This window comes from Dyadobacter pollutisoli, from assembly GCF_026625565.1.
Taxonomy (GTDB): Bacteria; Bacteroidota; Bacteroidia; order Cytophagales; family Spirosomataceae; genus Dyadobacter; species Dyadobacter pollutisoli.
On sequence record NZ_CP112998.1, the window covers coordinates 1341233 to 1364890 of the forward strand.

Genomic DNA, 23658 nt, shown 5'->3' on the forward strand with positions numbered 1-23658 from the left:
CAAATTCTATGCCAGAAATGTTCGTTCGTTAATTTTTGTATTTTCTTTTGTTCTTGGATCGGTTAATTGACTGGGACTAAATGTGGTGGATATTGCACATAGGAAAGTAAATATACAAAACGATCGCGCCGCGGATTAGATCCAAAAATAAATGTGTGGGATGCTTATTTCGCATCAGTCAATAAGGCTGATCCAAACAAATGATTAAACTGCTGACAATGGATCAGCGCATATTTATATTCGGTAAAATCAGGCTTTCCGTTTATTTCATATACCTGTGTTCCCCGGGTAGATTTCAATGAACCCAAATCGATAAAATCTTTCGGCGTGGCCTGTTTAGAAAGATATACGTGCAGGTCAGGGCCATTGTTAGTGCTGAATTGGTCGAGAACAAGGCTATATTTCTGGTCAGCGGTAATGATCCTGGCCGTACCTGAAACGGATTCTCCGCCTACTCCTGTAAAGCTTCCTTTTGCATTGACGACGGCCAGACTGTCCACCGTTTCCATCAATGGTTCGACCGGCGTGTTTTCTTCTCTTTTGCAGTTGGTTAAGACCATTCCCAGCAAAACAACGAAAGTGATGGTTTTCATGATATTCAGATTTTTTAGTTTAACATTAAACGAATAAGAATCATCCACTATAAATATCGCTGACGATAGCTCGGAAATGTTCAATTACAGTCCGGTCGGCAGCAGTTTTGGTGTTATATTTGGGTCTGATCGATTATTTGTTTTCAGAAACCCGGGCCGATAAGTCGAGCTCGAAATCGAGCTTCACTTTGTCGGACATCCCCAGTGTATTTCCGCCGAATTTCCAATCTTTCCGGTTGATATCTACTGTTCCTCTCATGACGGCGTTAGCACCTGTTTTCGTGAAAGTGAAAGGGATCATTACGCTCTTGGTAACGGTTTTGAGCGTCAGATCAAATGTTCCGGTATATCCTGCGGGTGCCTTCTCTATTTTAGTGGACCTCATTGCAATTTTGGGGTATTTCGATACCTCGAAAAACTGATCCTTCTCTTTTAAATGCCGGTCCCTCAGACTGTTGTTGGTGGACAGGGTGGCGGCATCCACACTTCCCGAAATGCTGGCTGTTTCCGGGCGAAGGATGTCAAAAACAATGGTTCCCTTAAATCCTTTGAATGTCCCGTCCACATCGGCCCCAAACATGCTGACCTGAAAAGATATACTCGTGCTTTGCACGTTCCATGTTTGTGCTTTCAGCAGGATAGGGGCCATGATACAGGCGGCAAGCAACAAGTACTTTGTCATAGGTTAGGTTATTTCTTTGAAGCACTTTGCTTCAAAGAACATGCCGGAAATTCCAAGGGGGTAAAAACGGCCTTTGTTGGCTAATTCGAAACATTTACGGATCATCTGGTTCCATGCCAGGAAAACTGATTTACGATATTTCGTAACCTTCCTACTGTTTCGTAAGAAACCATTTTATCTTAGTAATCGGAGCAACAGGCTCACAAAGTAAGGGTGTGGTAAATGCCCTTGTCCATGAAATTGCCGCTGGTGAACTTCCATATCAGCATCACACGTATCTGCGGACATTAGAGCAAAGAGTTTATTGCAGAAGCCACCGTGAACAGTATTCCGAGGACTGATCCGTTTTTGTTATTATTTTTTGCTCTCAATTAAAAGATAGATAGCCGATAGACCATTTACCTTCATTTTAACTCCTTGTTTGGTGCTTCTTGTCCAGGCAGGGATTTCTGCCAAGGCCTCGGAAGGGCCGCCTTTTGAATATTTTGGATTTGATATTCCATTGATGGCAATTTTTTCCGACCAGATATTGCCGTCATCGTATTTTGACAATTCGTACCAGTAATAATTATCGCCTATTTTAAGGTCAGGGATATCGACCTGGAATGACTGCTCAGTATTCGATTTATTAACAATCAGCATTCCAATTCCACCGCCTTCATAGGATGATGCAAAAGTCAATAAATTACCATTGTCGGGGACAATTTGTTTTTTGATCATTTTGTCGCCAATGATCTTATTGATGTAATACAAATGATAGAAGGGTGGATAGGGTTCTGAATCCGCCAATAGAGAATCGCGATGGCTGAACATACCGAAATCACCTTTGTCCCCTCGCCAATAATCTTTCAATGCAAAATAGCAGGATGCACCGAATCCAATTTCCTGCATGGAACAAAATGCAGAAACGGCTTGTAGCCCTCCAACCTGCGTCGTTTGATGTGGCGATTTGATGTTCCATTCCGTTAATGCCAAAGGCACATGCTTAACATGTGCTTTATCCAGTTTTCCGAATATAAATTTCTGTAATCCTTTCGGGACATTAAAGCTGTTAATTATTTCCCTGGGGGTTTTTTCTTTATTCAAGAAGTAGGAGTGTACCGAGATAAAATCTGCGTAATTGCCACCGTCGCTTTTTCTTAATTCCGGTGCTAATAGCTCGTTCCAATTCTTTGTAACATGCTTGCCACTGCCGTCCCATACATGATCGTCATCCGCAAAAATTGCTCCTATGTATATTTCCGATCCGATCTGTTTGGCAGCGGCCCGCATGGAATCTGCAAATACCCTAAAATGCTTGCCGTAAAGCTTACCATTAATATACTCAGGTTGACCATCTTTATTCAAGGTAGTATCAATACGAAATCCACCTTCCCAGCAAGCATAAGTTTCATTACCTACTTCCCAGTACTTCGTTCTGCCTTTATCAAACCTAACCCAATCTGCGGCTAGTGAGGCTGCTTTTGCCACGGGATCTGCACTTGTGCCGTATCGGGCGTAGGCATAGTTAACCGTAATAATTCCTCCTGATTTTACTGAGTCAAGAAATGCATAATATTTAGCGGTATTCATTTTCCAGCTGATATCTTCTGTGCCGTCTCCAAAGCCAGTCCATTCGCCATTGTAGGTCAATGATTTGGATGGCAAATCAGCTGGTAATCCTTTAAAGAAATACGCATTACTTGCGTCGCCACCGGGGAACCTTATCAGACTTGGGTTCCAACCAGAAACCAATTTCGAGAATTTGCTGTCGGCCGAATAATCGCCGGTATAAGTGGTTGCATTGACTCCCGAGATATGCCTGGAAACCTTGTTTATCTTGGCATCATAGTACACCGTAATTTTTGAATTGACTTTTTCGATAGCCCGCTCTTTGCTTGGAATCGATTGTGGTTTTTTAAAAGTTCTGGCTTGCCAGTCGTTAACAAATAGTCCATGGTCCGGAACGGGGTTCTGGCCATTGACATGACCGGATAGGATGGTAGCCAGAAAGAAGAAAAATGCCGTGTTTACGCTAAAGAAAATTGATCTCATGTTTTATTAATGGATGATGGAAATAGGATATGCGATTTTTAAAATGAGCGGCAGGCCAAGCTGGTAAACCAGCCTTGCCTGCCGTGCTTAGCTGAAAACTGGCTATCATTTCTTCACAATCCGGAAGTTGTCTACACTGCCGTTGAAGGACGCAATGGCTACATCGGGCGTGTTGAACAATACTTTCAGATCGGTGACCTTAGATACATCGGCAATAGTATTACCTGCATTATTCCTGAATTCGGAAAGTTCGATGACGGCCGTTTTCCAGCCGTTGGTTTGGTAACCGGTGGCGGCATATTCGGTCGAATTCCAGGGCTGGAAAAAATAAAAATATTCTTTCCCGTCGGCAGTAACGGTAATCTCGTATTTACCCGCTTTCCAGGATTCAACGATGTTATGCTCGAACTTGAACTGCCTGTCGGCAGCAGCACCAGCAGGCAGTTTGAAGTCGAAATAGCAGGTTGAAAACACCCAGCCGTCATTGTAGCCGGCAGCAGGCAATTTGGTCTGCTTGATCCTTGAAAACTTGCCAGAAATAGCGCCGGAATCGGTGGCAGCGATGATGGGCGCGCCGCCCCAGCATACTTCTGATCCCCAGGTAGTTGCTGGAACGTCGAAGTTCACCATGTGCCCTTCCAGATCATTCATTTTGAAAGTAGTTTTGGCAATGCCAAACTCGCCTTCAACGGTTATACTCCCAATCACATCGGTTGCGGGCATTTTGGCGGTGATCTGCTTTGGGGTACTGCTCACCACCTGTAATGCGGTCGTCCCCAGTTTCACCGTTTTGATATTATAGAAATAATCCCCGTTGATCACCACCGTGGCGCCGGGCTTTACAAATTCCGAATACAAACCCGAGATCACGGGTTGGGGTGCTATAAGTACGAAGTCGTAAGTCGCTTCGCCACCTTTGGTCAGCACCTTGATTTTACTGGAAACACCCGCATCCGCCGCCTTGGTAGGTGCATTGGCCGGAATGGTGACGATGATATTGGAGTTACTGCCCAACGCCGAATTGAAACTCGCGTCGAAATCATTGAAATAGACCTTCAAAACGCTGCCTAAATTCTGGCCCTGAACCACAATCAGGGTGCCCGGCAATGCGCCGTTAAGCGAACTGTCGGCCTTAGTCGGATCCAGCAGGCGCACATTGCTGATAGTGGGCGCACCGTCGAGCTCATTTTCGTTACAGCTCTGCAAAGAGAGCAGCATTCCTGCGCTCATCAAAAGTCCCAAACCTGTTTTATATATATTTTTGAAATTCATATTGGTCGTAGATTAGGGTTAGTCAACAAGTTTTGAGAAATCAAATGCGACCGACTCGTTTTTAAGCGACGGCGCATTGACGATCTCGGCCTCAGGAAACGGCAGGTACAGCGTAGCGGCTGTCAGTGGGTAGAACTCAGCCGGAGAATAAGTCACATTGTACTTTTTAGGACTGATAGAGCCCGCTACATAACTCATCGCATAGTTTTCTTTATGCTGAGCAGCCGTGTAGGCAGTGGCTTTCACGGGATTGAAATAATACCACCGGACAATCTCATTCCACGAGTTGCCTTCAAACACAGTCTCGATCCTTCTCTCGTTGAAAATATCCTCGAAAGTCAGGGAAGTCTTATTGGGCATACCGGCCCTTTTGCGCACCAGATTGAAGTATTCCAAAGCTTTGCCATCGGATGTGGTAGCACTGTTTCCCAACACCGCGTCCGCGTAGATCAGGTATACTTCTGCCAGACGCAGCATATAGGAATTGATATTGGCCGACATAAACCCACCCAAACCTCCATTATCCGCAGGCGAGCCGATAATGTATTTTTTAATCGCCGAGAATGCATCAGGTCTGGTATATTTCAAACCGCCGGAAGCTTTTTGGATAGCGGGATAAACATCGCCGTCGAACATGCCGGTAGCCTTTCTGCGCAGGGAATCGGCCGGATTTTCGGTAAAATACTTCACCAGATCAGCCGAAAGGCCCTGTGCGGCTCCCCAGCCATCGCCGGTGCCGGTAATGTTGGCATCATAAGCATAGTAGGCCTGGAAGGAATTATTGACGCCCCACGGACTGTTCAAAGGCATCCATTGTAGCGAGAAAAGGCTCTCCGGGTTGTTTTTTGAGGCATTGTTGTTCGCGCTTTCGAACAGCTCCCCGTAAGTTGCCGCCAGTGTCAGCCCGCTTTGAGTGATCACGCTCTCGGCATAATGCTTGGCGCTGTCCAGATCGGATTGGTTGCGGATCCCGTTCTGGTTCAATCCAGCGCGCATCAGGTACGTACGTGCCAGCATTCCCTGGGCTGAGTATTTGGTCAGGCGGCCCTGCACGGAAGTGGCGGGCAGGTTTTCAGCAGCGAAGCGGTAATCCTGGATAAGCAGTTTCCAGACATCCTCGATCCTGTTACGCACTGGCGCTTCGTTGAGTTGGGCCACATTGTCGTACACAATAGGAACCGCTCCCCAGTTGGCAACTAGGTAATAATAGGCCGTAGCACGCATAAAACGGCATTCACCCAGTCCTTGTGCTTTACCCGCTGCCGAAGCGGTGCTGCCCTGGGCTTCCTTGATCGCCTTATAGGCATTATTACTTTGGGCGATAATCTTGTAAAACGATTTATAACCCGGCAAAAGGTTACTTACGTCCGTCGACGAGATCGCGTGCTTGATGTAGGCCGTCCGGTCATTGGAGTTCAGGTTACCCGCGCGGGCTTCCTGAAAGGCCATACTGGCTTTATCATTGAAGTCGAACCAAACGATATTGTAAAGCGGAGCGGTCCCGGCCAGAATTTCAGCATCGGTTTTGTAAAAGTTGCCCGAAGTAATGGCATCCAGCGGTGGACGATCGAGAAAATCCTCGCCGCATCCCTGCATGAGCATCAGCGCTCCAATGGCTGCTATGAACTTGTTTTTGAATTGCATATAGAAATATTTTTGAAATTGATGTTGTGCCCGGTTGCCCGTTCTTCTTAAAAATCCGCAAGCAGCCCGAAAGAATACATCCGCACCGAAGGGTAACGGCCCGTATCCACACCGGCCATAATGGTCCCGCCGTAATTGACCATACCAATCTCAGGGTCATAGCCTTTGTATTTGGTCATAGTAAACAAGTTTTGCGCCCCCACAGATGCCTTCAAACCTCTGATAAAAAGGTCTTTCAACATCGATTTCGGTAAGTTGTAGCTCAGGGTGATGTTTTTGAGCCGCACGTAGGTCCCGTCTTCGATGAAGTTGGTACTCATCCGGTTGTTTCCATTGGGATCGCCCGGTGCGATACGCGGGATGGCGTAGCCGGGGTTGGTAAGCGTCACCGTTTCGGCAGCTGCCGGATCGTAAGTGCTTGGCTTTGCATAGTTGGCCACCGATTTCCATTGGTTGCCGAACACACCACTGTTAGCCGGGATTTCGGCCCGGTAGCGCGGGTAGTTCAGAATATCGTTTTTGAAGCTTCCGGTCAGGAATGCATTCAGCTCGAAGTTCTTGTAGCTCATGTTGTTGTTAAAGCCCAATGTGAACTTCGGCCACGGGTTACCGATTACCGTGCGGTCTTCTGCGTCGATCACACCATCCCCATTCAGGTCACTGAACTTGGTGTCGCCTACCCACGTCCCGGTTGCCGGATTTACCGTCATCTGCCCGTTGGAGGTCTGGATAGCGTGGTTTTTGATGTCGTTCGCATCCTGAAAAAGCCCGTCGGCAACGTATCCGGTGATCATGCTCGCAGGGTGGCCCATTTCGGTTTTGAAACCTATGGAAGTGGCATTCCAGGTCAGTGTGATTGGGTTCAGCAGCGAGCTAACCTTGTTGCGGTCTACCGACAGGTTGATACCCGTCTTCCAATAGAAGCCGCCTTTATCGATATTCACGGTATTCAATGTAAAACCGATCCCACGGTTCTTCATCGATCCCGCATTCACGGCTGGCCAGCTCAGGTAACCCGGCGAATAGCCAATATCGCCTCCGTACGTAAATGGATAGGAATTCACCGTAATCAGGCTGGTGATATTCTTGATATATGCATCCACGATCAGCTCCACGCGGTTGGAAAACATGTGCAGGTCAAGGCCTCCGTTGATGACGTCATCTTTCTCCCAGGTCAGGAACTCGTTGGCAAAGTTGGATGCCAAAAAGCCGGTTCCCCAACCTGTTGGAACCGTTTGCAGTGTTGAATAAATGGCATTGCCACCACTACCCTGATTTCCCGACCGACCGACTTCAAAGCGCAATTTCAAATCATTGACCGCCGGCACATTTTTCAGGAAAGGCTCTTCCGAAACGCGCCAGGCTACCGATACTGCCGGGAAGTTGCCCCAGCGGCGCCCCTGACGGAATGCCGAGGAACCATCCATCCGGTAAGTTCCCTGCAAGAAATACCGCTCGTTGAAGCTGTAATTCACTCGGGCGAAGTAGGATTCGCGCGAGCCCGAGCCTTTGCCGCTGTTGTTACTTACATTTGAGATTACAGACGCATCCCCGCCCGAAAGCTCTTGGATGGTATTGGTAATGAACTTTTTACGTGTAGCTGTCAGCGACTCATAGGTATTCTGCTGCGCTTCGTGACCAGCCATGATGTTGAGGCCATGTCTGCCGAGCTTCAAATCGTAGGCCAACCGGCTATGTAAGCTCCACCAGGTATTGGTATTCACCGAGCGCGTAGAAGCTGCCGCGTCCTGGGAAACGACATAACCTCCAATCGTGTACGACGGGTGGAACGAGTAGTATTTCAAAAACTCGGTGCTTCCATTCGCTTCGGTATGCCATACCAGGTTTTTGGCCAGTTTCACGTCCGCAAAAAGGCTTCCCAGAATGGATGTACGGCGGTTATAGTCATTATTGATCTTGGAGATCATCACCGGGTTTGAGAACTGGAACTGGGTCGAAGTAGGCCCGCCCCAGCTTCCGTCCGGATTGGTTACCGCCACAGCCGGGTTTTGATCCAGGGCGAGCTGGATAATGCCCCCATTGTTGGTGTTGACCTTCTCTTCGGTAATACCCACGCTCATATTGGCACCAATTTTCAGCCAGCTTCGTGTCTGGTTTTCCAGGTTTAAACGGGCATTATAACGCTTGAAGCCCGATCCTTCCACAATGCCTTTCTGGTTGAAATATTCTCCCGACATATAGTAAGTTGATCTCTCGGTACCGCCGCTCAGTCCCAGCGAGTACTTTTGAAGCGTCGTCGGGCGAAAAAGCGCGCTTTGCCAGTCGGTACCATTGCCCAGCACAGACGGATCTGCAAAAGTTGGCTCGCTGGCCGTTCCACCCACCGCGGCCGCCTCATTGCGGAACTGTGCATATTCGCGCAGGTTCATTACATCGATATGCTTCGGCTCTGCCTGGATGGTCACCAGGGAGTTAAAAGTCACTTTGGCCTCACCCGCCTTTCCGCGCTTTGTCGTGATCATGACCACGCCATTGGCACCCACTGCGCCGTAAATAGCCGTAGCCGACGGTCCCTGCAATACGTTGATGGTCTCGATATCGTCGGGATTAATGCTTGACAGGATATTTGAGAAACCGGTCGGATGATTATTAGGGTCATCCCTCATATTCTCAGGCTTAACCTGCACCCCGTCGATTACATATAATGGCTGCGTGCTTCCGGTGAGCGAGCTCAGTCCGCGGATCAGAACGGACGGTGCCGCACCGGGTTGTCCTGAGTTTTGCTGCACCATTACGTTTGCGGCACGGCCCTGTAAACCTTGTTCAAGGGAAGTATTGATGGTTTTGCTCAGATCTTTTCCCGAAACGGTTACCTGTGAGCTGGAAACGTCGGTTTTCTTCATTTCACCATACCCTACTACCACAACCTCGTCGAGCGAGGAGATACTTTCTTTTAATTGGATATCGATTCTGGTTTTGGTCCGGATCGGCACTTCCTGGGTCTCATATCCGATAAAGGAAATGACCAAAGTACTGCCAGGGGTTGCGTCTATGGAATAGTAGCCGTCCCCATTAGTGGTTGTACCATTGGAGGTACCCTTTACCACCACACTCGCGCCGGGAACGACACTGCCTCTTTCCAATGATACCACGGTACCCGTAATAGCTTTTTTCGATTCAGCCTGCGCGAAGGCGCCGGTGGCAGCGCACATGATTCCCAGTGATAGCAGGAGAGGTCGCAGCAACCCGGCCAGCAAATGCAGGCTCCGCTTTGCCCGCCTTGTTTTGTAAAAATTCTGTTGCATGTTGTTTTGTTTTAAAAAGTGACTATTTGTACTCCTGGTTTAGACAATTCCGATGTCACTTGGCGGCGCAACGGACAATGGTATAAATCGAATGAATAGTTGGACAAATGTGTCGCTTAAAAACATGCTGCAACGGGGATGATTGTGCACAAATAGGGGGTCATTTGTAAACCAGAACCGAAAAAGAAGCTATTTTTTCGCCTTTTATTCCAGTTATCGACGGTAAAATGAAGGAAAGATAGGGCCCGTAACGGGCAGACAGGCACGAAAGGGCGGCAGGAGGTCGCATTTGAAATATTGTACTATTCCAATTTTACGAGCTGTGTAAGGTCGGTTGTAAAAGCTTAAATAATCGTTATATTTGGATTGAAAACTTTGTAAACCGGGCATGGGAAAACCTTTTCTGACTGCTGTATTTTGTTTGTTTATAGTGCCCTCAATCTGGGCGCAGCAGCAGTACAGGTTTTTACATCTTGATAACAACAATGGCCTTTCCAGTAATCAGGTCAATGATTTCCTCAGGGACCGTAAAGGCTTTTTATGGATTGCTACCACGTCGGGACTTAACCGCTTTGATGGATATTCCTTTAAAGTTTTCAAAAACAGCGAACTGGACACAACTTCATTGCCAGGTAACAATGTCAGCCGTTTGTTTGAAGACCCGCTTGGATTCATCTGGATTTTGTCTTCTCAGGGGCTGTGCGTATATGATCCGAAGCTGGAAAAATTTGACAGGAACATCGGGCCTTTTTTAAAACGGTACGGACTTCCCAATAAGAATGTGCGTGATGTCAAGCGCGACCGGTTGGGAAATTATTGGTTTTTGCTCGCAGATGGATTGTTCCGATACGATGTAACGACAAAAAAGACAACGCTTGTCAATCCCTTTCCTGGTATGGCGATTTCTTCATTCGCGGAAAATGCCGAAGGCGATATTTGGCTTGTGAACACAAACGGGTCGTTCGCAAAGCTCGACAAGCGCACTTTTCAGGTACTTTACACCAACAGGGCACTTGCCATTCCGGGTCGCAACGAGCATTACCATATAAAAGTAGATCGGGAGAATGACTTATGGATTTATGCCAACACCATCAATAATGGCGTTTACCATTTTCGCGAGGTCGATAAGTCTATGCGGCATGTCGATAAAAATTCGTCTCCCCTGCGGCTCAACAACGACATCGTCATGGATCTGGAAGTTTCCGACGACGGCTTGATCTGGATCGCAACCGACCACGGCGGGCTGAACATCATTGACAAAAAGGCCCGGAGCATTACGTATTGCCTCAACGACCCCAATAACAACAGGAGCCTGGCCGAGAATTCGATCAGTAATATTTATAAGGACCAGCAGAACGTGCTTTGGTTTGGCTCCCTCAAACGTGGCCTTAGCTACTACAACAGGGACGTCAACAAGTTTATGCTCTACCAGCATAGTCCTTCCAGGCCCGGCTCCCTGCCTTATAATGATGTAGATAGCTTCGCAGAAGACAAAAACGGAAACGTTTGGATCGGGACTAACGGTGGTGGGCTGATCTATTTTAACCGAAAGGAAAATACTTTTAAACGGTATCGGAACGATCCGGCAAACCCTGGCAGCCTGAGCAGCGATATCATCGTGAGCCTGGCCACCGACAGGGAGGGGAAATTGTGGATCGGGACATACTTTGGCGGATTAGACTATTTCGACGGCAAAACCTTCCGGCATTACAAAAAGAATCCACACCAGGCCAACGGCGGTATTTCCGATGACTGTATCTGGAAGCTGATGGAAGATTCCCGGGGCAGGATCTGGATCGGCACCCTGAGCCAGGGACTTGACGTGCTTGAACCTTCGACGGGCAAATTCAGGAACTACGGGCAAGCAAAAGGTATTTATTCAGGCTACGTCACATCGATCCTCGAAGATGAGCAAGGCAATATTTGGGTGGGCACCGGCTACGGATTGTCGGTACTTTATAAAGGGATGGATAAATTCACCCAAATCCTGGCCAGTCGCAAACCGGGTAGTTTAACTAATAACAGCATATTAAGCCTTGCCTTGGACAGCCGGGGACTGTTATGGGTGGGCACCCAGGATGGCTTGAACGTGTACGACCGTAAGAAAAAGGTTTTTACCTCTTTTCGGCAAAGTGACGGGCTGCCGGACAACACCATCCTGTGTGTTTTCGAAGACAATCATCAAAAAATGTGGGCCGCAACCCCCAATGGCTTGTCTGGTATGAGCATCGTTCCGGATCCGGACCGCATTCGCCTGACTTTCGTTAACTACGACGACACGGACGGTCTTCAGGGCAAGCAGTTCAATATGGGCGCTTCCCTGAAAGCATCAAACGGTGATCTTTTTTTCGGCGGCGTTAATGGTTTCAATGTGCTGAACCCTTCGCTGTTGAAGATCAACAAGTCCTTACCTGTGGTTGAACTGGTCGATTTACAGATCAACCACAATAGCGTAAAGATCGGGGAAGCGGTCAATGGTAATGTGATCCTGACAAAATCAATTGCAGATACTCCTGAAATTACCCTCGGCCCGGATGAGTCGGCCTTTTCAATTCAGTTTACCTCACCGAGCTATTTCCATCCCCTAAAAAACCAGTACCGTTACAAACTGGAAGGTTTTAATGAGGACTGGGTAACGACAGGTGGAGTAAGCAGAATGGCGACTTATACCAATCTGGATCCGGGTGAATATGTTTTCCAGGTCATCGCTTCGAACGGTAACGGCGTTTGGAACCAACAAGGGGCCAAGCTTAAAATCAGCATATTACCTCCGTTCTGGAAGTCGGGATGGGCTAATTTCTTTTACACGGTAGTTGCTTTGGGCGGGCTGGTCCTGGCCAGAAAAGTGGTTCAGAAGCGGGAGCAAACCAAATACAATGTGCAACGGGAGAAGGAAGAGAGGCAAAAGACCCGCGAGCTCGAACTGATGAAAATTAAGTTCATCACCAACGTCAGCCACGAATTCCGTACCCCGCTGACCTTGATTGTAACGCCCATCGAATCGCTGATGAAGCAGGCAGTACAATCGGTGTCAGTGGAAATGTCCCAGCTTAAACTCATGCACAGGAATGCCAGGCGACTGCTCAACCTGGTAAACCAATTGCTTGATTTCCGCAGACTTGAAGTACAGGAAATTAGGCTGCATGCTTCGGAAGCGGATCTGGTCAAATTCGTAAAAGATTGCGCCGCTTCATTTTCAGATCTTTGGGAAAAGAATAACATTGACTTTTCTTTCCACTCAGAGGGCGACGCTTTACGAACCGCCTTTGACCCCAACAAGATCGAGCGGGTCATGTTTAACCTGATTTCGAACGCTTTTAAGTTTACGCCGCAAGGTGGGAAAATCAGTGTGGAAGTGGCAACCGAACAAAAACATGCAGGGATAAAATGGGCCATTATCCGCGTCACGGACAGCGGCATTGGTATTTCAAAAGAGAATCAGCCAAAGGTATTTGAGCGTTTTTTCCAGACGGATCTTCCATCGAGTATGATCAATGAGGGCAGCGGTATCGGACTGGCTATTGCGCAGGAATTTGTGAAGCTGCACGGGGGCACGATCGAAGTCGAAAGTGAACCCAACCGGGGTTCATCCTTTACCGTTTCGATCCCTGTGAGCGAATTGCCCCCTGCGGCGCAAGCAGAGGAAGTAAGTGATGCATCAGATTTTACCGACCAGCCAAATGTGCCAGACCTAAAACAAGCGGGCTCCAAAAGCAGCCAAACGATCTTGCTGGTCGATGATAACGAGGATTTTCGTTTTTACCTGAAAGACAACCTCAAAGCACATTACCAGATAGAGGAGGCGAAAAACGGCATGGAAGGCTTGCAAAAAGTGATAAAACTGTTTCCGGATATAATCGTAAGTGATTTGATGATGCCGGAAATGGACGGTATTGAATTTTGCAAAGCCATACGGCTCGATCCGCGCGTATCCCATACACCGTTCATTCTGCTTACTTCCCGGTCCTCTGAGGAGACGCTGCTCGAAGGCCTCCAATGCGGCGCAGACGATTATATCACTAAACCATTCAGTTTCGAAATACTTCAGGCACGCATCGGAAACCTGATTGCACGGCGCAAAGATGGCCACAGTAAATTCCAAAAGACCATCGATATCAGGTCCAGTGAAATAGCGGTCACCTCGCTGGACGAAAAATTGATTGAGAAAGCTATAAAAATGGTGGAGGACCATTTGACCGATCCCGAATTATCGGTTGAAAATCTCAGCTATCAATTAGGGATGAGCAGGACCTATCTTCACCGTAAAATCCTGGCCCTGACCGGTAGGCCGCCTGTCGAATTCATCCGTATTATCCGGCTTACCCGAGCTGCGCAGCTTTTGGAAAAAAGTCAGTTGAGCGTCTCAGAAGTGGCATATCAAGTCGGATTTAATGATCCGAAGTACTTTGCTAAATGCTTTAAGGAGCATTTCAACATCCTCCCGTCTCTGTACGCTGCCCATAAAAAGTCAGATGGTTACTGATGCCAGGGTTTTAGTTTTTGAAACTTCGGATCTTCGCCCAGGTCGTTGAGCTACACAGGCACCCTCGACTGATCCGGCAAGATTTTTATTAATTATCTTCTATTATTTTGAAATATTAAAATTAAGTGTCAAACTTACATTTTTATTTAAATGTAATAATTTTCATGGAAGGCGCTTTCATTGTCAGGAAAACGACAACTTTGTTGATGGCTTGGAGCGTTGAGGATTATCATTGGAATAAATTCGATTAACAAATCATTTACTTAAAGTATTCATGAATAGAAGATTAAGAATGGGAATGATCGGCGGCGGTAAAGACGCCTTCATTGGAGCAATTCACCGCCATGCAGCCAATTTGGATAGCTCCATCGAACTGGTTTGTGGAGCGCTTAGTATCAACCCTGAAATTGCTATCGACAGTGCTCAGGCGCTGTTCCTACCGGCCGAACGGAGTTATTTGACCTATCAGGAGATGCTCCAGAAAGAATCCGATCTGCCTGCCGATCAAAGGATGGATTTTGTCACAATCGTAACACCTAACTTCGCGCATTTTGCTCCGGCGATGCTGGCGCTTGAAAAGGGATTTCATGTGGTGATCGAAAAGCCGATTACTTTCACAGCTGATGAAGCTAAGCAGCTCAAGGAGAAAGTGGAAGAAACGGGCCTATTGCTTTTACTTACCCATACGTATTCGGGATATCCAATGGTAAAGCAAGCCCGTCAAATGGTACAAGGAGGAGAATTGGGAAAAATTCGGAAAATATGGGTTGAATACCCACAAGGTTGGCTTAGTCAGCTCACCGAGCGGGAAGGTAACGCACAGGCAGCATGGCGTACCGACCCAAAGCGATCGGGTAAGAGCGGTTGCATGGGGGATATCGGGACTCACGCTGCCCATTTGGCCGAGTACATATCGGGTCTGAAAATTACGTATCTGTGTGCTCATTTGTCTACTATGGTAGATGGCCGTGCGCTGGACGATGACGGGAATGTGTTATTAAAGTTTGAGGGAGGGGCTAGCGGTGTGCTGATGGCTTCACAAGTAGCAGCCGGAGAAGAAAACGCGCTGAAAATTCGTTTGTATGGAGAAAAAGGAGGACTGGAGTGGGCCCAACAGGAGCCTAATACTTTAGTGGTAAAATGGTTGGATAAGCCAACGCAGATCTACCGCGCCGGAACGGGCTATAAGAATATACTGTCTTCGTATGCACTTCACAATAGTCGCACGCCCGGCGGACACCCAGAAGGATACCTCGAAGCATTCGGTAATTTATACCGCAATTTTGCCCTCACGCTGGCAGCGCGCATCGACGGAACAACCCCTTCTCCGGAAGCACTGGATTACCCCTCTGTTGATGAAGGCATCAGGGGAATGGCCTTTATTGATAACGTTGTCAAAAGCCACCTGAGCGAACAGAAATGGACAGCTTTTGAAGTTTAATTTTGGATAGCTCAAAATCAAAGAGTATTTCGGGTCGGCTCCACCGATCCGAAATACTCTTTGATCATTTGAATACGCTCTTGTCGTGAAATTTGACAGCTCATGCAGTCACTTATCACTCCATGATAACGTTCAACGGATTTTTTAGTTAAAAATGAAGATCGGAGTGGCATTTGCCGCGCAACGAATCGGGTCGATACTTAGTCATTTCGTTCTTTTTTAGTCAGGAAAGCCACGCGATACTATTTCTTAGCAACCTGATTTTCTTGTCTTGTTCCATTTTTTTTAGTAACCTGGACACGACCTCCCGTGATGTATTGAGGTCACTGGCAATTTCCTGATGGGTAACGGTCAGAACGGCGGTCTTTCGGCCTTCAAACTGTTTTTTTAGATAAAATTCCAATCTCTCGTCCATGCCTTTGAAGACGACGTTGTCAAATACGGCCAATAGCTCCTCAAAGCGGGCCCGGTAGTTGGCAATGACGAAGTAGTACCAGGTTTTATATTTCTGCATCAGCTCGTCCATCAACTGGATCGGGATCATGATCGCAACGGTATCCTCCACAGTTTTGCCCATGATTTCGCTGGCTTCCTGTTTGGTGTTACATATCATCGATAATGCGCAGGCACTGCCGGGTTCCAGATCATAAATGAAAGCCTCTTCGCCGTCATCACCCTGACGGTAAAGTTTCACCCGCCCGCTTCCAATCAGCAATGTGTGTTTGATAAACTGTCCCGTCCGCATGATTACTTCCCCGGCAGGTATTTTCTTTAGAATACAATCCCTTACTAAACGCTGTTTTAGCTCGGGCTCAAAATCAGGAAAAACACTGTCGAGATAATAGGAAATATTTTCAGTCATCATAAGTTAAATGATTGGGTTAGGCTTAGTGTCATCAATCAAAGCTAATCGAAAAGGCGCCGCCTTGTTAAATTGAGCAAAGATCTCTGGAATTTGCCACTTCAATTCTGTAAAGTTCAAAATAATGTTGTGTTCCATATGTGACTTTTATCACTTTCCAGTCGAGCAGTGCTTACGATTTTTGTGTGATAATTGATAATATAATGGAAATTGTAGCTTACATAGCATCTGTTTTAATTGGTGTTTCACTCGGTTTGATCGGTGGGGGAGGATCGATATTGACTGTGCCGGTACTGGTATATATGTTTGGAATTAGCCCTTTGATTTCAACATCTTATTCTCTTTTTATTGTTGGATCAACCAGTCTTGTCGGTGCCTACAGCAACTACCGCAAAGGTGCCGTAAAGATCAAAACGGCATTGCTGTTTGGGAGCACATCCATCACAACGGTTTTTTTTACCCGGAGATTTGTGATCCCCATGATCCCGAAAGATCTTTTTAAAATTGGCCAATTCCAGGTCACCGAACCTATACTGACGATGATTCTTTTCGCAGTGTTAATGGTGGCGGCATCGGTTGGCATGATCCGCAGTAAGGAGCGAAAACCTGGATGCCTTGAATGCGATTTGAAAGGAAACATAATCAGGATGTTGTTAAGCGGCATGGGCATCGGACTGACCACCGGCGTGCTGGGAGCTGGCGGTGGTTTTCTTTTGATCCCTACATTGGTATTGGTACTGGGAATGCCCATGAAGGAAGCAGTTGGCACCTCACTTTTGATCATCGCGCTGAATTCGTTGATCGGTTTCGTCGGCGATTTGGGTCATTTTTTAATTGACTGGGTTTTTCTGCTACAAATTACAGCCATCGCCATGGCAGGAATCCTGATCGGGGGGGCCGTTGCCAAGCGGGTAGATGCGGCATCCTTGAAAAAAGGCTTCGGCTGGTTTGTGTTGATGATGGGAATCTATATTCTGTCAACAGAACTGTTACATCTTAAATAATTGCGTGATAAATGTCACTGACTACCAAAGCAAAGATCCCCAACTTTGTATCGTTAATTAAATAGAACCTTTCAATTTTAAAATACAGCATATGCAAATCCAGCAAATTTATACGGGCTGCCTTTCACAGGGCGCCTATTATATCGAAAGTAATGGTGAGGCGGTGGTGATCGATCCGCTCCGTGAGGTTGAGCCTTATATCAACCGCGCACAAAAAGATGGAGCCAAAATAAAGTATGTGCTTGAAACGCATTTTCATGCTGACTTTGTATCCGGCCATATTGACCTTGCTGCAAAAACGGGTGCCCGGATCGTATTTGGGCCAACTGCCAGGCCAGGCTTTGATGCAACGGTGGCAGTGGACGGTCAGGTACTTAAAGTGGGAGACATTACCTTCACAGTAATACATACGCCTGGGCATACGATGGAAAGTACCTGTTACCTCTTGAAGGACGAGCAGGGGGAACAGGTCGGCATTTTCACTGGCGATACGCTGTTTATTGGTGATGTGGGGCGGCCGGACCTGGCCCAAAAGGTAGCCGCCGAGCTGACTCAGCAAAAACTGGCGGAGCATCTTTTTGATTCTTTACGCGATAAAATTATGCCCCTGGCGGATGCCATTATTGTATACCCGGCCCACGGAGCGGGCAGCGCATGCGGGAAAAACATGAGCAAGGAAACGACTGATACGCTGGGTAACCAAAAGAAGTTCAACTATGCACTTCGGCCCGATATGACCAAGGCGGAATTTGTAAAAGAAGTTACCGACGGGCTGATGCCGCCGCCAGCTTACTTTCCCGAAAATGTGATGATGAACATCCGGGGGTACGAAAGCATTGATTTGGTACTCCAGCGCGGGACCCATGCCCTGGAACCCGCGGCCTTCGAAGCAGCCGCAAATGAAACGGATGCGGTCATGCTCGATACCCGGGATGCGGAGATTTTTGCAAAAGGTTTCATACCTAATTCCATCAACATTGGCATTAATGGCGGTTTTGCGCCATGGGTAGGCGCGCTGATCCCGGATATTAAACAAAGGATACTACTGATAACAGAAGCGGGCAGGGAAGAGGAAGTGGTAACGCGGCTGGCGCGGGTGGGTTACGACCATACCATCGGCTATCTGAAAGGTGGCATCGATGCCTGGACCAAAGCCGGCAAGGAGGTGGATCGGATCGAATCAGTGGATGTGGAGCAGATCAGTGAGCGTTTGCAAAACGATCCTTCCGTGATCATTCTGGACGTACGCAAAGCAAGCGAATTTCATTCAGAGCATGTCGTTGGTGCCGAAAATGTCCCGCTCGACTACCTCAACGAGCATCTGGCCGAGATCGATAAAGACAAAACCTACGCCGTGCACTGTGCAGGCGGCTACCGTTCAATGATCTTTAATTCAATCCTGAAAGCCAGGGGATTTGACAACCTGATCGATGTAAAAGGAGGTTTTAAGGCCATCAAGGAATCTGGCAAGTTTGAAGTGAGCAATTACGTCTGTCCAAGTACACTACTGTAAAGAGATTATGGGAATTATATCGGTACTATTCGGAAATAACAAAACCGACTTCAAAAGTCTGGTTGATCAGGGTGCATTGATCGTTGACGTGCGAAGTCCGCAGGAATTTGCCTCAGGGCACATTGATGGCAGTGTCAATATGCCGCTGGATACAATAAGCTCCAAGGCTGCGTTTTTGAAAAAAGACGGCCGACCAGTGATTACATGCTGCCGGAGCGGGGCCCGCAGTGGGATGGCACAACAAGTCTTGAAAAATGCAGGAGTAGAAGTTTACAATGGAGGTGCCTGGGATAATCTCACGCAAAAGATTCAATAAGAACATTTTTTAAATTATGCTGGAAATAATAAAGCAGCCCTGGCCTTGGTATATGGCCGGGCCGCTGATCGGGCTTACAGTCCCCGCCCTTTTGATACTGGGCAATAAATCTTTTGGAATTTCTTCGTCGTTGCGCCATGTTTGCGCGATTTGTGTACCGGGGGACATTCCGTTTTTTCAATACGATTGGAAAAAAGAATTGTGGAACATGTTTTTCGTATTGGGCATCTTTTTCGGAGGGGTTGTAGCGGCGACATTTCTGGTCAACCCTGAACCCATGCAGCTAGACCCTACGCTGCTAAAAGAGCTCAGCGTATATGGCATTACGGATTTTTCGTCGCTAGTTCCCATTGACCTGGTTAGCTGGGATAAACTTTTGACGCTTCGCGGCTTTATGATGATGGTCGGTGGGGGATTTTTAGTAGGGTTTGGTGCGCGCTACGCCGGCGGATGCACGAGCGGTCATGCGATTATGGGACTTTCCACGCTGCAATGGCCCTCCCTGGTAGCGACCGTCAGTTTCATGGCTGGCGGATTTGTAATGGCCAACTGGATATTGCCATTTATTTTAACGCTTTAAAGAATGAATGATCAATTAAAAAAGCATTGGGAAGATGTGTATCATACCAAGTCGCCATACGAGGTGAGCTGGACGGAACCCAAGCCGGAGCGTTCGCTTAAACTGATCCACAATACCCAGGCGCCCAAAAATAGTCCTATTATCGATATTGGCGGAGGCGACAGTTTACTTGTTGACTATCTTCTCGACGAGGGTTACTCGGATATCACAGTTTTGGATATTTCAGCCAAAGCCATTGAAAGAGCAAAAAATAGGCTGGGTGAAAAGGCGGCAAAGATTACCTGGCTGGTGAGTGATATTCTTCATTTTGAACCAGAAAAACAATATTCAGTCTGGCACGATAGGGCCACCTTTCATTTTCTGACAACAGTGGATCGAAAAAGCAAATATAGATACCTTGTCGAAAACGCGGTTGCAGATGGCCACCTGATTATGGGTACGTTTTCGCTTTCCGGCCCTGGGCAGTGCAGCGGATTGGCGGTGTGTCAATATGACATAAGCGCATTGGCCGATGTCTTCAAAGGTTCCTTTGAGGTGAAAAGCCATTTTTATGCAGACCATCTGACCCCTTTTCAAACCAGTCAAAATTTCCTTTTTGCTGATTTTATCAAAGTAAACAATTAAAAACAGTATGGCCAATTTATTAGAAGACCAGATTGCGCAAAGCGAACACGACGTCCGGGCAACGGATTCAATGTGTATTAACGAAAGTCAAAAACAGCATAAATGGTATTACAACCTGAAATACCTTGTGGTGGGGTTACTTTTCGGAGTACTTTTTGTGAAAGCCGAGGTAGTCAGCTGGTTCCGCATCCAGGAAATGTTCCGGCTGAGGTCTTTTCATATGTATGGGATTATCGGCAGCGCGGTTGCGGTCGGGATGATTTCAGTTTGGATTATCAAACGGTTTGGTATCCATACTATCTCAGGGGAAAAGATTACTTTTGCAGATAAAAAGTTCAGTCAGGGGCAGATTTACGGCGGATTAGTTTTCGGGCTCGGCTGGGGTTTGACAGGTGCCTGCCCGGGACCGCTTTTTGCGCAGATCGGAATGGGTGCTACTGCCATTGTTGTCACATTGCTTAGTGCTATTACGGGGACCTGGGTATATGGTAGGTTTAGAGAACAGTTACCGCATTAAGTTTTGCATACAAATATATCAACCACGTAGCTTACATTTGGATATTTTGCTGAGCACGAGCAAATCGGCAGAAATGGTTTTGGCAGTAAAGTGAATGATAACGAGTCAAGCAAAATGAAAAATAAGAATTGGTTGTCAGCCTCAAACATATTTTCCGCGGCACTAATCGTATTTACAATCGTCATGGTAATCAGTCCACAGGTAAAGGGATGGACAATTCAAAGTTTGATGAAAATCGGGTTGTTTCAGCCTAGGATTGATAAAATGCAGGAAATTCAAAGTGAGACTTTACCGAATATGTCTTTCAAAAATAAAGATGGAAAAACAGTTGATCTGGCTTCGCTTAAAGGCAAAGTAGTATTTATTAATTTTTGGGCAACCTGGTGCGCTCCCTGTATTGCGGAGATGCCATCCATTAATGCATTGCAGGACCGGTTTGGGGATAATGATGACATTGTTTTTTTAATGGTGGATGTGGATGGTAACGATGAAAAGTCGGCTAAATTCATGAAAGAGCACCAGTTTGATTTGAATGTCTTCAAAGCGGCCAGCGCAATAGCTCCTGTCTTTATGCAGGGAACGATTCCAACCACAGTAATTCTGGATAGAAAGGGGAAAATGGTCTTTAGGCAAGAAGGTGCTGCTGATTACAATAGCCGGGAGCTGGTGGATTTGCTCGTTGGTCTAATCCGTTAAAGGAGGGCAATTCTTGACCCAATATCCGGCTGGTCAGATGCTAAATCCCGCCGAATTTTTTGCGCCACAACCTGTATAGATTCCATTTTGCTTTTGTTCAAAGCATTAAAACAGTTGATCCTTGTTGATCAGATTCATAAACGTTTCCCGATAAGTTTTGCTGATCGGTATTTCTTTCCCTTTTAGATAGATCGTATTTCCCTGGATCGCATCGATTTTTGAAAAGTTAATAATGAATGAACGGTGTATCCGCACGAATTTTGGGTATGGCAGTAATGCTTCCATTTTACCCAATGGTACCAGCGTCATAATTTTGTCTTTTCCGGTAAATATCAGAATGTATTCGCCGTAGGCTTCGATATAATCAATGTCGCTATGATGGATGTTGTGGATTTTGTAATCGGATTTTACAAAAATAGAGTCTTGTGAAGACGCGTGCCGGGCGATCGGATTTTGATCAGTCAGTTCCGTTTTTGGGTTTTGTTGCATGTGGCTGATGTACTGGGATGCCCGGTTTACAGCCTGGAAAAATCTTTCGAACGAAATGGGTTTGACAAGATAATCCAATACGGAAAGTTCATAGCCTTTGAGTGCATATTCGGTGTAGGCAGTTGTCAATATCGTGACAGGCCTTTGCGATAGGGATTGTAAAAAAGCAATTCCGGTCAGTTCGGGCATCTGAATGTCGACAAACATCAGGTCAATCTTTTGATCCAGTAAAATACCTTGGGCTTCCATCGCGCCCGGACAAGCGGCAACCAGGTTCAGGCCGGGAATTTTGCCGATGTAATCCGATAAAAGCCTTCTGGCAAGCAGCTCATCATCAATGACTAAACAATTAATTTTCATATACTGGCAGCTTTAAGAACACCTGATACTGATCAATGGTCTCCGTGATTTTCAAGTCATAGTTTGCTCCATAGATCAGTTCCAATCGCTTTTGGGTATTGACTAGTCCAATTCCGCCGGATTCTGTTACTGTTCTTTCGGTCTTCCTTTTTGTGTTGGCACATGTAAAGCGAATAGAATTCGAATCGTCCACAGACAGATTTATTCTGATAAAGCCATCCTGATTCACTTCGAGGTCCGAATGTTTAAAACTGTTTTCAATAAACCCGAGCATCAAGAGCGGTGTGATCCGGTACGCTGAACGAATTCCGTTAACTTCTAGACTTAAACGGTTCGCGTGCGCATCCGACTTTAATTTCTGCATTTCGACAATGTTTTCTAAAAACTGCGCTTCTTTCTCCAATGAAACTTTCTCGGTTTGGCATTCATACAACATGTATCGTAACAATTCGGAGAGTTTCATGATCATCGGTGCCGCGTTGTCTTCTTTCAGGTAAGCGAGCGTATAAATGTTGTTGAGCGTATTGAAGAGAAAGTGAGGGTTGATTTGATTTTTGAGTGTTTCCAGTTCAATTTCCAGTTGCTTTTTAGCCAGCTCAGCCTGCCGCCGCAATGTTTCAAAGCGATCCAGAGCGAATTTGTAGGCAGTACTGATAATGAGAATGACTGATAAAAACAGATAAATCCTCCCGAATTGAAACGCTCTGGGAAACCGGAGTTTACGCCCCCAGGACGTTGTCGGCAAATCAGGCCCAACCAGGGTAAGATAAAGCTTGGTAAATGCAAACAGCACCAGGCAAGCAAGCAATCCATAGATGATATATTTTCTTTTTTCCAAAAGTCCGGGTAGCAAAAGACGGATGTTGATCCCAGAAACGGCGCCCTGTGCGCCAACATTGACGGTAGCTACCCAGAGGGCTCTGTCAATCTCCTGGAAGCTTGATAGCATCAGCACCCATATCAGCCAGTAGCCGGTCCATAATAAATATGGAGTAATAGACGGCTGGATTTGGCTATATAGACTCTTCATCGATCATTGATTAGTAATGCAATGGTAGCAGAAAAACCCGAAATCTTAAAAAATGCCCAATGAATCTGCTTTTTAATCCCTTGAATGTATCGTTTTTCCCTTCAAAGGGATTAGGACGGTTCCAAAATCCATTCATCGGCAGATGCGGGTCATACACTCGAAAAATCGGTCGTTTGGCAGAATAAGTTTTTTATGGGAAAGGCTTATTGGTTGTTTTGAATTGTCTAGGCACAACGTTCAAACAAATAATTT

18 protein-coding genes are annotated in these 23658 nt (G+C 46.6%); 9 read left to right on the forward strand and 9 right to left on the reverse strand.

Features of this window, described 5'->3' with window-relative positions; genetic code table 11:
• Positions 1-164: 164 nt before the first annotated feature.
• The 6 genes from ON006_RS05650 to ON006_RS05675 form a co-directional block, all read right to left on the reverse strand.
• Entirely contained in the window at positions 165-593 is a 429-nt protein-coding gene (locus tag ON006_RS05650; RefSeq protein WP_244819452.1) for a DM13 domain-containing protein, read from the reverse strand.
• Positions 594-726: 133 nt separating this feature from the next.
• Positions 727-1275, reverse strand: a complete 549-nt coding sequence (locus ON006_RS05655) for a YceI family protein (protein WP_244819451.1) — start codon at positions 1273-1275, stop codon at positions 727-729.
• A 354-nt stretch (positions 1276-1629) separates the two neighbouring features.
• The gene (locus ON006_RS05660; protein WP_244819450.1) at positions 1630-3309 is read right to left on the reverse strand and encodes a hypothetical protein; all 1680 of its coding nucleotides are present in this window, start codon (positions 3307-3309) and stop codon (positions 1630-1632) included.
• A 105-nt stretch (positions 3310-3414) separates the two neighbouring features.
• Complete coding sequence (locus ON006_RS05665; protein WP_244819449.1) at positions 3415-4581, reverse strand: glycan-binding surface protein; 1167 nt, start codon at positions 4579-4581, stop codon at positions 3415-3417.
• 18 nt (positions 4582-4599) lie between these two features.
• A complete protein-coding gene (locus tag ON006_RS05670; RefSeq protein ID WP_244819448.1) occupies positions 4600-6225 on the reverse strand; it encodes a RagB/SusD family nutrient uptake outer membrane protein in 1626 nt (541 codons plus the stop codon).
• 47 nt (positions 6226-6272) lie between these two features.
• Positions 6273-9491, reverse strand: a complete 3219-nt coding sequence (locus ON006_RS05675; protein WP_244819447.1) for a SusC/RagA family TonB-linked outer membrane protein — start codon at positions 9489-9491, stop codon at positions 6273-6275.
• A 388-nt stretch (positions 9492-9879) separates the two neighbouring features.
• Between ON006_RS05675 and ON006_RS05680 the strand changes: the two genes are divergently transcribed.
• Positions 9880-13974 (forward strand): hybrid sensor histidine kinase/response regulator transcription factor, encoded by a 4095-nt coding sequence (locus ON006_RS05680; protein ID WP_244819446.1) that lies wholly within the window; start codon positions 9880-9882, stop codon positions 13972-13974.
• A 292-nt stretch (positions 13975-14266) separates the two neighbouring features.
• A complete protein-coding gene (locus tag ON006_RS05685) occupies positions 14267-15415 on the forward strand; it encodes a Gfo/Idh/MocA family protein (protein ID WP_244819664.1) in 1149 nt (382 codons plus the stop codon).
• A gap of 223 nt (positions 15416-15638) precedes the next feature.
• Here ON006_RS05685 and ON006_RS05690 read toward each other — a convergent pair whose 3' ends face one another.
• Entirely contained in the window at positions 15639-16280 is a 642-nt protein-coding gene (locus tag ON006_RS05690; protein ID WP_244819445.1) for a Crp/Fnr family transcriptional regulator, read from the reverse strand.
• Positions 16281-16480: 200 nt separating this feature from the next.
• Here ON006_RS05690 and ON006_RS05695 point away from each other — a divergent pair, with 200 nt between their 5' ends.
• From ON006_RS05695 to ON006_RS05725, 7 genes are all read left to right on the forward strand, one after another.
• On the forward strand, positions 16481-17281 hold the full coding sequence (locus ON006_RS05695) for a sulfite exporter TauE/SafE family protein (protein WP_244819444.1): 801 nt from the start codon (positions 16481-16483) through the stop codon (positions 17279-17281).
• 91 nt (positions 17282-17372) lie between these two features.
• On the forward strand, positions 17373-18794 hold the full coding sequence (locus ON006_RS05700; RefSeq protein ID WP_244819443.1) for an MBL fold metallo-hydrolase: 1422 nt from the start codon (positions 17373-17375) through the stop codon (positions 18792-18794).
• A 7-nt stretch (positions 18795-18801) separates the two neighbouring features.
• Positions 18802-19110 (forward strand): rhodanese-like domain-containing protein, encoded by a 309-nt coding sequence (locus ON006_RS05705; protein ID WP_244819442.1) that lies wholly within the window; start codon positions 18802-18804, stop codon positions 19108-19110.
• A 16-nt stretch (positions 19111-19126) separates the two neighbouring features.
• Entirely contained in the window at positions 19127-19690 is a 564-nt protein-coding gene (locus ON006_RS05710) for a YeeE/YedE family protein (protein ID WP_244819441.1), read from the forward strand.
• A gap of 3 nt (positions 19691-19693) precedes the next feature.
• On the forward strand, positions 19694-20314 hold the full coding sequence (locus ON006_RS05715; RefSeq protein WP_244819440.1) for a class I SAM-dependent methyltransferase: 621 nt from the start codon (positions 19694-19696) through the stop codon (positions 20312-20314).
• A 70-nt stretch (positions 20315-20384) separates the two neighbouring features.
• On the forward strand, positions 20385-20831 hold the full coding sequence (locus ON006_RS05720) for a DUF6691 family protein (protein ID WP_244819663.1): 447 nt from the start codon (positions 20385-20387) through the stop codon (positions 20829-20831).
• 114 nt (positions 20832-20945) lie between these two features.
• The gene (locus ON006_RS05725; protein ID WP_244819439.1) at positions 20946-21527 is read left to right on the forward strand and encodes a TlpA family protein disulfide reductase; all 582 of its coding nucleotides are present in this window, start codon (positions 20946-20948) and stop codon (positions 21525-21527) included.
• Positions 21528-21632: 105 nt separating this feature from the next.
• On the opposite strand, the gene ON006_RS05730 is transcribed toward ON006_RS05725, so the two are convergent.
• Positions 21633-22376, reverse strand: a complete 744-nt coding sequence (locus ON006_RS05730) for a LytR/AlgR family response regulator transcription factor (RefSeq protein WP_244819438.1) — start codon at positions 22374-22376, stop codon at positions 21633-21635.
• Positions 22366-23406: a sensor histidine kinase gene (locus ON006_RS05735; protein ID WP_244819437.1), complete on the reverse strand. Its 1041-nt coding sequence runs from the start codon at positions 23404-23406 to the stop codon at positions 22366-22368. The genes ON006_RS05730 and ON006_RS05735 overlap by 11 nt, the downstream gene beginning before the upstream one ends.
• Positions 23407-23658: the final 252 nt, after the last annotated feature.

Coding starts and splice junctions, on each gene's coding strand:
- ON006_RS05650 (WP_244819452.1), bottom strand. CDS start 593: ATGAAAACCATCACTTTCGTTGTTTTGCTGGGAATGGTCTTAACCAAC.
- ON006_RS05655 (WP_244819451.1), bottom strand. CDS start 1,275: ATGACAAAGTACTTGTTGCTTGCCGCCTGTATCATGGCCCCTATCCTG.
- ON006_RS05660 (WP_244819450.1), bottom strand. CDS start 3,309: ATGAGATCAATTTTCTTTAGCGTAAACACGGCATTTTTCTTCTTTCTG.
- ON006_RS05665 (WP_244819449.1), bottom strand. CDS start 4,581: ATGAATTTCAAAAATATATATAAAACAGGTTTGGGACTTTTGATGAGC.
- ON006_RS05670 (WP_244819448.1), bottom strand. CDS start 6,225: ATGCAATTCAAAAACAAGTTCATAGCAGCCATTGGAGCGCTGATGCTC.
- ON006_RS05675 (WP_244819447.1), bottom strand. CDS start 9,491: ATGCAACAGAATTTTTACAAAACAAGGCGGGCAAAGCGGAGCCTGCAT.
- ON006_RS05680 (WP_244819446.1), top strand. CDS start 9,880: ATGGGAAAACCTTTTCTGACTGCTGTATTTTGTTTGTTTATAGTGCCC.
- ON006_RS05685 (WP_244819664.1), top strand. CDS start 14,267: ATGGGAATGATCGGCGGCGGTAAAGACGCCTTCATTGGAGCAATTCAC.
- ON006_RS05690 (WP_244819445.1), bottom strand. CDS start 16,280: ATGATGACTGAAAATATTTCCTATTATCTCGACAGTGTTTTTCCTGAT.
- ON006_RS05695 (WP_244819444.1), top strand. CDS start 16,481: ATGGAAATTGTAGCTTACATAGCATCTGTTTTAATTGGTGTTTCACTC.
- ON006_RS05700 (WP_244819443.1), top strand. CDS start 17,373: ATGCAAATCCAGCAAATTTATACGGGCTGCCTTTCACAGGGCGCCTAT.
- ON006_RS05705 (WP_244819442.1), top strand. CDS start 18,802: ATGGGAATTATATCGGTACTATTCGGAAATAACAAAACCGACTTCAAA.
- ON006_RS05710 (WP_244819441.1), top strand. CDS start 19,127: ATGCTGGAAATAATAAAGCAGCCCTGGCCTTGGTATATGGCCGGGCCG.
- ON006_RS05715 (WP_244819440.1), top strand. CDS start 19,694: ATGAATGATCAATTAAAAAAGCATTGGGAAGATGTGTATCATACCAAG.
- ON006_RS05720 (WP_244819663.1), top strand. CDS start 20,385: ATGTGTATTAACGAAAGTCAAAAACAGCATAAATGGTATTACAACCTG.
- ON006_RS05725 (WP_244819439.1), top strand. CDS start 20,946: ATGAAAAATAAGAATTGGTTGTCAGCCTCAAACATATTTTCCGCGGCA.
- ON006_RS05730 (WP_244819438.1), bottom strand. CDS start 22,376: ATGAAAATTAATTGTTTAGTCATTGATGATGAGCTGCTTGCCAGAAGG.
- ON006_RS05735 (WP_244819437.1), bottom strand. CDS start 23,406: ATGAAGAGTCTATATAGCCAAATCCAGCCGTCTATTACTCCATATTTA.